Source organism: Paenarthrobacter sp. R1, assembly GCF_030264015.1.
Lineage (GTDB): Bacteria > Actinomycetota > Actinomycetes > Actinomycetales > Micrococcaceae > Arthrobacter > Arthrobacter ureafaciens.
In genome coordinates this window covers 969,416-980,288 of the sequence record NZ_CP127115.1, presented here as the reverse complement: position 1 = coordinate 980,288, position 10,873 = coordinate 969,416, and the positions used below count along the sequence as shown (strand labels likewise).

Genomic DNA, 10,873 nt, shown 5'->3' with positions numbered 1-10,873 from the left:
CCGGAAGACCGGCTTTATTCCCCGGAAGGAGGGTTATGACAACGCCTAGCAAGGTCTCCGCAGTTGCAGAGATCACCAACGATTTCAAGGAATCGACTGCGGCTGTCCTGACCGAATACCGTGGGCTCTCTGTTGCGCAGCTCAAGGAACTCCGTGTTGCTCTCGGCCAGGACACCAAGTTCTCGGTCGTCAAGAACACCCTGAGCGCCATTGCAGCCAAGGAAGCTGGTGTCGATGCATTCGACGGCCAGCTCGCCGGCCCCACTGCGATCGCCTTCATCAAGGGCGACGCCGTTGCTGCTGCAAAGAGCCTGACGGACTTTGCCAAGGCCAACAAGCAGCTGGTCATCAAGACCGGCCTGTTCGAAGGCAAGGCACTGGACGCTGAGGGTGTCGCCGCACTGGCTGCCCTCGAGTCCCGCGAGTTCCAGCTTGCACGTGTTGCCGGTGTCCTCAAGGCTCCTGCATCCGCTGCTGCACGCATCATCGATGCCCTGCGCCTCAAGCTTGAAGAAGAGGGCGGCGCTCCTGCACCGGCCGCTGAAGAAGCACCGGCTGAAGAGGCTGCAACCGAGGAAGCTCCGGCTGCTGAAGAAGCACCGGCTGCTGCCGAAGCTGCAACCGAAGAGAACTAAGTTCTCCCCCCAATCAAACTCCGGTGCACGGAACGGCAAGGTCCGGACCAGCACCACCTAATGGAAGGACGCCACCATGGCGAAGCTCAGCAACGAAGAGCTCATTGAAGCTTTCAAGGAACTGACCATCATCGAGCTCTCCGAGTTCGTCAAGCTCTTCGAAGAGACCTTCGAAGTTACTGCTGCTGCTGTTGCAGTTGCAGGCCCCGCCGGCGGCGGCGCCGGTGCTGAAGCTGCTGAAGAGAAGACCGAATTCGACGTCATCCTCGAAGCAGCCGGCGACAAGAAGATCGCAGTGATCAAGGAAGTTCGCGCCATCACCTCCCTCGGCCTCAAGGAAGCCAAGGACCTGGTTGACGGTGCACCGAAGGCTGTTCTCGAAGGCGCCACCAAGGAAGCCGCAGAGAAGGCAAAGGCTCAGCTCGAAGAAGCTGGCGCAACGGTTACCCTCAAGTAACTCGTTCTGCTTTGGGAAGCCCCGTCCGGTTCGCCGGACGGGGCTTTCTGCTGTTAAAGCACCCAACCAGGTCGCATTAGTGCGCGTTTTGAGGGCTCAGAACGCGCACAGATGCGACCTAGTTGGGTTCGCTGATGTCTGCCACGATTGCGTTCAGCGCCGCCGTCAGCGCGTCGGCATCCACGAAGGCGCTGCGCCCGTGCGCACCGGCCCCCATCGAGATCCGGCGGCCCGCGATCGAGGCGTCAGCATAGACGGGCCAGGCGTTCGTGCTGCCCAGCGGAGTGATGGTCCCGCGTTCGTAGCCGGTGGCTTCCTGCGCTACGTCCGCAGCCGGCAGCGAGAGTTTGTTGACCCCCACCAAGGCACGCAGCTTCGGCCAGGAGATCTGCCGGTCTCCGGGAATGAGCGCGAAAAGGAACGTGCCGTCCCTGTGTTTGACCACGAGGGACTTCACGATGTCAGCGGGAGTGATTCCGAGGATGCTCGCCGCTTCTTCCAGGCTGCGGGCTGCCGGACGTTCGACGACGTCCACGTCCAGTCCGCGGGCGGCGGCATCATCCAGGAACCGTTGGGCGCCGTTGGCGTGGGCCATGGTCCGGACCTCCCTTAGTCGCGGTACAGGAGGAGGGCTTCGCCTTGGCCTCCGCCGCCGCACAAGGATACGGCGGCCTTGCCGGTTCCCCTCCGTCGGAGCTCATGCGCCGCGTGCAGGGCCAGGCGGGCTCCGGAGGCGCCGATGGGGTGGCCCAGGGCAATCGCTCCACCGTGGATGTTGCACTTTTCCAAGGGGTATTGGAGGTCCTTGAGGGACTGGACGGCAACGGACCCGAAGGCCTCATTGATCTCTATGAAATCCAGGTCTTCGGCAGCCCAGCCGGCCTTCTTCAGAGCCTGTGCAATGGCGTTGGAAGGCTGCGAGTGCAGGGAATTGTCCGGTCCGGCCACCTGCCCCGGCTTGCCCACGACGGCAAGGTATTCGAGGCCGTTGTCCTTGGCGAAGCGGCGACTGGTCAACACCAGCGCGGAGGCGCCGTCGGACAGGGGAGAGGAGTTGCCGGCAGTAATGGTTCCGTCCGTGGCGAAGGCTGCCTTGAGCGGGGCGAGCGTTTCCAGCGTGGTGTTGGGCCGGATCCCCTCATCCGAGGTCAGCACCACGGGATCTCCCTTGCGCTGCTTGACGCTGAGGGGCGCAATTTCGACGTCGAAGATTCCTGCCTCCGCTGCGGCGGCGGCGCGTTGGTGGGAAGCCGCGGCCACCTCGTCCTGGGCACGCCGGTCAATGCCGAGCGTTACGTTCTTGGATTCCGTGGATAGTCCCATCGACTGCCCGTCAAAAGCATCCGTCAGGCCGTCGTGCGCGGCGACGTCCAAGGCCTGGACGGCTCCGTAGGTCCAGCCCTGGCGTGAACCGGGGAGGAGGTGCGGGGCACGCGTCATGGACTCCTGTCCGCCGGCCACAACTACCGTGGCATCTCCGGCGCGGATCATCCGGGCAGCGTCGATGACCGCCGTGAGCCCGGACAGGCAGACCTTGTTGATGGTTACGGCCGGGATATTCCAGCCAACGCCTGCGGCTATGGCGCTCTGCCTGGCGGGGTTCTGGCCGGCGCCTGCCTGCAATACCTGTCCCATAATGACGGTGTCCACCTGCTCGGCCTTGACACCGCTCGCCGCCAGGGCGCCCGTGATCGCATGGGCACCAAGTTCGACGGCGGTGAAGCCCGCCAGCTGCCCGTTGAGGCGGCCCTGCGGGGTCCGGGAACCTGCAAGGATGACAACGTCATTGTCGTCGGAGTTTGTCATGGTCTCTCTTCCGGTCCGGTTGTATTACGTCCTAGGCTATCGCGCGGCGGGCTCTCCGGTACCCGGCTTGGAAAGGCACTCTTCCGGAAGACCTGCCCGGGGCCGTGGAGCGCCTTCGCTTTGATGCCTGCAGCAACGGTGCTTGCAATCCCGGACGATCTGGGGTAGACAGAAAGGCTACTTTGCCGTATCGTAGATATTTGCGTCTTCCCTGTTAACCTTCAGCCTTCATATAGCGGTGGGCTTTACATCTCAGCTGCGTCAATCGGCATGCCGTCCAAGGCGTGCATTTACCTTTTGCGGGGCTGGGTCCGGGTCATATAGCGGAACCGGATTAAGTATGCCGCGGAGAACTCCGCGGGATGCAAACGGGGGAGATCTGAAAACGCCTGAAGGTCTGTGGAAGGATCCCTCTTGGTCGCCTCGAGCACCTCTAATAACGAAACCGCTAACACGGCAAGCACCGATGGTGCCACCCGCCGCCTCTCATTCGCAAAGATTCACGAACCGCTGGATGTTCCGAATCTTCTCGCCCTGCAGACAGACAGCTTTGACTGGCTGGTCGGAAACGAACGCTGGCAGGCGCGGGTAGCGAAGGCTGTCGAGGAGGGCGACCTCAGCGTCGCCACCACCTCCGGACTTGCCGACATCTTTGAAGAGATCTCCCCGATCGAGGACTTCCAGGGCACCATGTCCCTGAGCTTCTCCGAGCCGGAGTTCGCTGATCCGAAGTACACCATGGCCGAATGCAAAGACCGTGACGCCACCTACTCGGCTCCCTTGTACGTCAAGGCCGAGTTCATGAACAACAACACGGGCGAAATCAAGCAGCAGACCGTGTTCATGGGCGACTTCCCGCTCATGACCGAAAAGGGAACATTCGTCGTCAACGGCACCGAGCGTGTTGTTGTTTCCCAGTTGGTCCGTTCGCCCGGCGCGTACTTCGAGCGCGCTGCAGACAAGACCAGTGACAAGGACATCTTCACCGCGAAGATCATCCCGTCCCGTGGTGCTTGGTTCGAGCTCGAAATCGACAAGCGCGACCAGGTCGGTGTTCGCCTCGACCGTAAGCGCAAGCAGTCCGTTACCGTCCTCCTGAAGGCCCTTGGCTGGACCGAAGGCCAGATCCTCGAAGAGTTCGGCCAGTACGACTCCATGCGTGCAACGCTGGAGAAGGACGCCACCGAGACCCGCGAAGACGCCCTGCTGGACATCTACCGCAAGCTGCGTCCGGGCGAGCCGCCCACAGTCGAGGCTGCCCAGTCCCTGCTGGACAACCTGTACTTCAACCCCAAGCGCTACGATCTGGCCAAGGTTGGCCGTTACAAGATCAACCGCAAGCTGGGCATCGACCGCTCCCTTGGTGACAAGGAAGCTTCGGTCCTGCACGTTGAAGACATCGTCGCCATGATCAAGTTCCTCGTTGCGCTGCACGCCGGCGAGAAGACCATCATGGGCAAGCGCGACGGCGAAGACCACGAGCTCCGCGTCGAGATCGACGACATCGACCACTTCGGCAACCGCCGCATCCGCGCCGTTGGCGAACTGATCGAAAACCAGGTCCGCACCGGCCTGTCCCGCATGGAGCGCGTCGTCCGCGAACGCATGACCACGCAGGATGTCGAAGCCATCACGCCGCAGACCCTGATCAACATCCGCCCGGTTGTTGCAGCCATCAAGGAGTTCTTCGGAACCTCCCAGCTGTCGCAGTTCATGGACCAGAACAACCCGCTGTCGGGTTTGACCCACAAGCGCCGCCTGTCGGCCCTTGGCCCGGGTGGTCTGTCCCGTGACCGCGCAGGCATGGAAGTCCGTGACGTTCACCCGTCCCACTACGGACGTATGTGCCCCATCGAAACTCCTGAAGGCCCGAACATCGGCCTGATCGGTTCGTTGGCTTCCTACGGCCGCATCAACCCGTTCGGCTTCATCGAAACCCCGTACCGCAAGGTCACTAACGGGGTTGTTTCCGACGACGTCGAATACCTCACCGCAGATGACGAGGCCGAGGTCCTGATCGCACAGGCCAACGCTCCGCTGGATGCAGACAAGCGCTTCTCCGAAGAGACCGTTCTTGTCCGTGCCCGTGGTGGTGGAGGCGAGCCCGTGCTGGTTCCGGCCGAGGATGTCCAGTACATGGACGTTTCCCCGCGCCAGATGGTGTCCGTGGCAACGGCCCTGATCCCGTTCCTCGAGCACGACGACGCCAACCGCGCACTCATGGGTGCCAACATGCAGCGCCAGGCTGTGCCGCTGGTCCGTTCCGAGGCTCCGTTCGTGGGCACCGGCATGGAGCGCGCCGCAGCTGTTGACGCCGGAGACGTTGTCATCGCCAAGAAGGCCGGTGTGGTAACCGAGGTTTCCGCCGAGCTGGTTGTCATGCTCAATGACGACGGCACGGAAACCAACTACCGCATCAACAAGTTCGCCCGCTCCAACCAGGGCAACTGCTACAACCACCGCGTCCTGGTCAACGAAGGCCAGCGCCTGGAAGTCGGCGGCATCATCGCTGACGGCCCGGCAACGGACCAGGGTGAACTTGCCCTCGGCAAGAACCTGCTCGTGGCATTCATGTCATGGGAAGGCCACAACTTCGAGGACGCCATCATCCTGTCCCAGCGCATCGTCGCTGAAGACGTTCTGTCCTCCATCCACATCGAGGAGCACGAGATCGACGCCCGCGACACCAAGCTTGGTGCCGAGGAAATCACCCGTGACATCCCCAACGTGTCCGAGGAAGTCCTGGCAGGCCTGGACGAGCGCGGCATCATCCACATCGGTGCCGAGGTTGAAGCAGGCGACATCCTGGTCGGAAAGGTCACCCCGAAGGGTGAAACCGAACTGACTCCGGAAGAGCGCCTCCTCCGCGCGATCTTCGGTGAGAAGTCCCGCGAAGTCCGCGACACCTCGCTGAAGGTTCCCCACGGCGAGTCCGGTACGGTCATCGGCGTGCGCGTCTTCGACCGCGACAACGACGACGAACTGCCCCCGGGCGTGAACCAGCTGGTCCGCGTCTACGTTGCAGCCAAGCGTAAGATCACCGACGGTGACAAGCTCGCCGGCCGCCACGGCAACAAGGGTGTTATCTCCAAGATCCTCCCGGTCGAGGACATGCCCTTCCTCGCAGACGGTACCCCGGTGGACATCGTCCTGAACCCGCTTGGTGTTCCAGGCCGTATGAACGTTGGCCAGGTCCTGGAAACCCACCTCGGTTGGGTTGCCAAGACCGGTTGGAAGATCGAAGGCGAGCCGGAGTGGGTCAAGAACCTCCCGAACCTGCCTCGTGAGACCGGCCAGACCACCGTTGCCACCCCGGTGTTCGACGGCGCCCGCGAAGAGGAAATTACGGGCCTGCTTGACTCCACCAACGTGACCCGCGACGGCGACCGCCTGATCGACTCCTCCGGCAAGACGCGTCTGTTCGACGGCCGCTCCGGCGAGCCGTTCCCGGACCCGATCTCCGTCGGTTACATGTACATCCTGAAGCTCCACCACCTGGTGGACGACAAGATCCACGCGCGTTCCACCGGCCCGTACTCCATGATCACGCAGCAGCCGCTGGGTGGTAAGGCACAGTTCGGTGGCCAGCGCTTCGGTGAAATGGAAGTGTGGGCGCTCGAAGCTTACGGCGCCGCTTACACCCTTCAGGAACTCCTCACGATCAAGTCGGATGACATCCACGGCCGCGTGAAGGTCTACGAAGCCATCGTCAAGGGCGAGAACATCCCCGAGCCTGGCGTTCCCGAGTCCTTCAAGGTCTTGATCAAGGAAATGCAGTCGTTGTGCCTGAACGTGGAAGTTCTTTCCACCGACGGAACCACGATCGAAATGCGTGACTCTGATGACGCAGTCTTCACGGCTGCGGAAGAACTGGGCATCGATCTGTCTCGCGCAGAGCCCAGTTCCGTAGAAGAGGTCTAGCAGCCGCTCCGGCGGGTGGTGCCAGCACCGCCCGCCGGGCAGCTCCCTCTTTCCGTAACCAAGACTTCAGAATTTAGAGAACAAGAGAGAACAGGGACCATATGTCCAGCGAATCCTCCTTCGGCCTCATGCAGATCGGCCTCGCCACCGCGGAAGACATCCGTGGCTGGTCTTACGGTGAGGTCAAGAAGCCGGAAACCATCAACTACCGCACTCTCAAGCCTGAGAAGGACGGTCTTTTCTGCGAGAAGATCTTCGGACCTTCCCGTGACTGGGAATGCTACTGCGGCAAGTACAAGCGCGTCCGCTTCAAGGGCATCATCTGTGAGCGTTGTGGCGTTGAAGTCACCCGCGCCAAGGTGCGCCGTGAGCGCATGGGCCACATCGAGCTCGCCGCTCCCGTCACCCACATCTGGTACTTCAAGGGCGTTCCGTCGCGCCTTGGCTACCTTCTGGACCTGGCTCCGAAGGACCTCGAGAAGGTCATCTACTTCGCTGCCTACATGATCACCAGCGTTGACGAGGAAAACCGCCACGCTGAACTGCCGAACCTCCAGGTCGAGCACGACCTCGAGAAGAAGCAGCTGATCGACAACCGCGACAGCGACATCGCCCAGATCGCCCGCGACCTTGAAGACGAGCTTGCCCGTCTTGAGGGCGAGGGTGCCAAGGGTGCGGACAAGAAGAAGGCCCGCGACTCCGCGGACCGCCAGATGGCGAACGTCCGCAAGCGCGCCGACGCCGACATCGAGCGCCTTGAGCAGGTCTGGGACCGCTTCAAGAACCTCAAGGTCGCCGACCTCGAAGGTGACGAGGGCCTGTACCGCGAACTGCGTGACCGTTACGGCATGTACTTCGAGGGCTCCATGGGTGCCGAAGCCATCAAGAAGCGTCTTGAGACCTTCGACATGCAGGCTGAGGCTGAGTCCTTGCGCGATATCATCCAGAACGGCAAGGGCCAGCGCAAGACCCGCGCCCTGAAGCGCCTCAAGGTTGTCAACGCGTTCCTCACCACGAACAACAGCCCGCTCGGCATGGTTCTCGACGCCGTCCCGGTGATCCCGCCGGAACTGCGCCCGATGGTCCAGCTGGACGGTGGCCGCTTCGCGACCTCCGACCTCAACGACCTCTACCGCCGTGTGATCAACCGAAACAACCGCCTCAAGCGCCTGCTTGACCTCGGTGCTCCGGAGATCATCGTCAACAACGAGAAGCGCATGCTTCAGGAAGCTGTTGACAGCCTCTTCGACAACGGCCGTCGTGGCCGTCCCGTCACTGGCCCGGGCAACCGTCCGCTGAAGTCCCTGAGCGACATGCTCAAGGGCAAGCAGGGCCGTTTCCGCCAGAACCTGCTCGGTAAGCGTGTTGACTACTCCGGCCGTTCGGTCATCGTCGTCGGCCCGCAGCTGAAGCTGCACCAGTGCGGCCTGCCGAAGCAGATGGCCCTGGAGCTCTTCAAGCCGTTCGTGATGAAGCGCCTGGTTGACCTCAACCACGCACAGAACATCAAGTCGGCAAAGCGCATGGTTGAGCGTTACCGTCCGCAGGTCTGGGACGTGCTGGAAGAGATCATCACCGAACACCCGGTGCTGCTCAACCGTGCACCTACCCTGCACCGCCTTGGTATCCAGGCCTTCGAACCGCAGCTTGTTGAAGGTAAGGCAATCCAGCTTCACCCGCTGGTTTGTGGCGCCTTCAACGCTGACTTCGACGGCGACCAGATGGCAGTCCACCTGCCGCTGAGCCCGGAAGCCCAGGCCGAAGCCCGCATCCTGATGCTGTCCTCGAATAACATCCTGAAGCCGTCCGATGGCCGCCCGGTCACCCTGCCTTCGCAGGATATGATTATCGGCCTGTACCACCTGACCACCAAGCGCGTCGGCTCTGCCGGCGAGGGCCGCGTGTTCTCCTCGGTGTCGGAAGCCATCATGGCCTACGATGCCCGTGAACTGCACCTGAACTCCCAGGTGAAGATCCGTCTGGAGAACTTCGTTCCCTACGCAGGTTGGGAAGCTCCGGAAGGTTGGGAGCCCGGTCAGCCGGCTCTCGTTGAAACCTCCCTCGGCCAGGTCATCTTCAACCAGACCCTGCCTGAGGACTACCCCTGGGTTGAGGCTGTTGCGGACAAGGGCGAACTGTCCCGGATCGTCAACGACCTCGCAGAGCGCTACCCGAAGGTTGTTACTGCGGCAACGCTGGACAACCTGAAGGACGCCGGTTTCTACTGGGCTACCCGCTCGGGCGTCACCGTGGCCATCTCCGACATCGAAGTTCCGGACACCAAGCCGGGCATCCTTGCCGGTTACGAGAACATGGCTGCCAAGATCCAGGGCCAGTACGACAAGGGCCTGATCGACGACGACGAGCGTCGCCAGGAACTGATCGAGATCTGGAACAAGGCAACCAACGAGATCGCCCAGGCGATGCGTGACAGCCTGTCCCCGATGAACACCATCAACCGCATGGTGTCCTCCGGTGCACGTGGTAACTGGATGCAGGTCCGCCAGATCGCGGGTATCCGTGGTCTTGTGGCCAACCCGAAGGGTGAAATCATCCCGCGTCCGATCAAGTCCTCCTACCGTGAGGGCCTGTCGGTGCTGGAATACTTCATCGCCACGCACGGTGCCCGTAAGGGTCTGGCCGATACCGCTCTCCGTACCGCCAACTCGGGTTACCTGACCCGTCGTCTGGTGGACGTCTCGCAGGACGTCATCGTCCGCGAAGAGGACTGTGGAACCGAGCGCGGCCTGGTCACGCCGATCGCAGTTCCGGACTCCAACGGCGAGTTGGTCCTGGACGAGAACGTCGAGAACAGCGCCTACGCACGGACGCTGGCTGTCGACGTCGTCGATGCCCAGGGCAACGTCCTGGCACCGGCCGGCACCGACTGCGGCGACGTCGTGATCGGCCAGCTGCTCGCAGCCGGCATCACCGAGGTCAAGGTCCGTTCCGTTCTCACCTGTGAGTCCAAGGTCGGCACTTGTGCCCTGTGCTACGGCCGTTCGCTGGCAACCGGCAAGACCGTGGACATCGGAGAGGCCGTCGGCATCATCGCCGCACAGTCGATTGGTGAGCCCGGTACCCAGCTGACCATGCGTACGTTCCACACCGGTGGTGCTGTATCCGCAGGTGGTGGCGACGACATCACCCAGGGTCTGCCCCGTATCCAGGAACTGTTCGAAGCCCGTACTCCGAAGGGTGTGGCACCGATTGCGGAAGCAGCCGGACGCATCACCATCGAAGAGTCCGAGCGCCAGATGCGCCTGGTGATCACTCCGGACGACGGTTCCGAAGAGATCGCCTACCCGGTACTGCGCCGGTCCCGCCTCCTCATCGAAGACGGCGACCACGTCAGTGTCGGCCAGAAGCTGATCAACGGTCCGGTGGACCCGAAGCAGGTTCTGCGCATCATGGGTCCGCGTGCAGCACAGAAGTTCCTTGTGGACGAAGTGCAGGGCGTTTACCGCAGCCAGGGTATTGGTATCCACGACAAGCACGTCGAGGTTATCGTCCGCCAGATGCTGCGCCGCGTTACGGTCATCGAGTCCGGCGACTCCGACCTCCTGCCGGGTGAACTGGCAGAGCGCACGCGCTTCGAGGAAGAGAACCGCCGCGTCGTGTCCGAGGGCAAGGCACCGGCTTCCGGCCGTCCGGAGCTCATGGGTATCACCAAGGCTTCCTTGGCCACCGAGTCCTGGCTGTCCGCAGCTTCCTTCCAGGAGACCACCCGCGTCCTGACGCAGGCGGCCATGGAAGGCAAGAGCGATCCGCTGCTCGGCCTCAAGGAAAACGTCATCATCGGTAAGCTCATCCCGGCTGGTACGGGTCTGCCGCGCTACACGCAGGTCACTGTGGAGCCGACGGAAGAAGCAAAGGCAAGCCTGTTCACGGGCCCCAGCGCTTTCACCGACTTCTCCTATGACGCCCTGGGTGGGGACGGTGCCCCCGAGTTCCACGCCATCCCGCTGGATGACTACGACCTCGGCAACGACTTCCGCTGATTGCAGCGTTAGTCATTGACTGAACGCCGGGCCCCGCATTCTTCGGAGTGCGG

At 62.4% G+C, this 10,873-nt stretch carries 6 protein-coding genes; 4 read left to right on the top strand and 2 right to left on the bottom strand.

Annotated elements, in window-relative coordinates; genetic code table 11:
- The first annotated feature begins 35 nt into the window (after positions 1–35).
- Together rplJ and rplL are read left to right on the top strand one after the other, a co-directional pair.
- Positions 36–635 carry a 50S ribosomal protein L10 gene (gene rplJ / locus QN084_RS04700; RefSeq protein WP_021472393.1) on the top strand — a complete coding sequence of 200 codons (600 nt, stop codon included), beginning with the start codon at positions 36–38 and terminating at the stop codon, positions 633–635.
- A gap of 76 nt (positions 636–711) precedes the next feature.
- On the top strand, positions 712–1,092 hold the full coding sequence (gene rplL / locus QN084_RS04695) for a 50S ribosomal protein L7/L12 (protein ID WP_021472394.1): 381 nt from the start codon (positions 712–714) through the stop codon (positions 1,090–1,092).
- Positions 1,093–1,210: 118 nt separating this feature from the next.
- Here the strand turns inward: rplL and QN084_RS04690 are convergent, their stop codons facing one another.
- Positions 1,211–1,687: an aminoacyl-tRNA deacylase gene (locus QN084_RS04690; RefSeq protein WP_069695782.1), complete on the bottom strand. Its 477-nt coding sequence runs from the start codon at positions 1,685–1,687 to the stop codon at positions 1,211–1,213.
- A gap of 14 nt (positions 1,688–1,701) precedes the next feature.
- Positions 1,702–2,898 (bottom strand): acetyl-CoA C-acetyltransferase, encoded by a 1,197-nt coding sequence (locus QN084_RS04685; protein WP_062097503.1) that lies wholly within the window; start codon positions 2,896–2,898, stop codon positions 1,702–1,704.
- 414 nt (positions 2,899–3,312) lie between these two features.
- On the opposite strand from QN084_RS04685, the gene rpoB reads away from it, so the two are divergent.
- Positions 3,313–6,819, top strand: coding sequence for a DNA-directed RNA polymerase subunit beta (gene rpoB / locus QN084_RS04680; protein WP_031216553.1), 3,507 nt, complete (start codon positions 3,313–3,315; stop codon positions 6,817–6,819).
- 101 nt (positions 6,820–6,920) lie between these two features.
- Complete coding sequence (locus QN084_RS04675) at positions 6,921–10,820, top strand: DNA-directed RNA polymerase subunit beta' (RefSeq protein ID WP_021472398.1); 3,900 nt, start codon at positions 6,921–6,923, stop codon at positions 10,818–10,820.
- The last annotated feature ends 53 nt before the right edge of the window (positions 10,821–10,873 follow it).

Coding starts and splice junctions, on each gene's coding strand:
- rplJ (WP_021472393.1), top strand. CDS start 36: ATGACAACGCCTAGCAAGGTCTCCGCAGTTGCAGAGATCACCAACGAT.
- rplL (WP_021472394.1), top strand. CDS start 712: ATGGCGAAGCTCAGCAACGAAGAGCTCATTGAAGCTTTCAAGGAACTG.
- QN084_RS04690 (WP_069695782.1), bottom strand. CDS start 1,687: ATGGCCCACGCCAACGGCGCCCAACGGTTCCTGGATGATGCCGCCGCC.
- QN084_RS04685 (WP_062097503.1), bottom strand. CDS start 2,898: ATGACAAACTCCGACGACAATGACGTTGTCATCCTTGCAGGTTCCCGG.
- QN084_RS04675 (WP_021472398.1), top strand. CDS start 6,921: ATGTCCAGCGAATCCTCCTTCGGCCTCATGCAGATCGGCCTCGCCACC.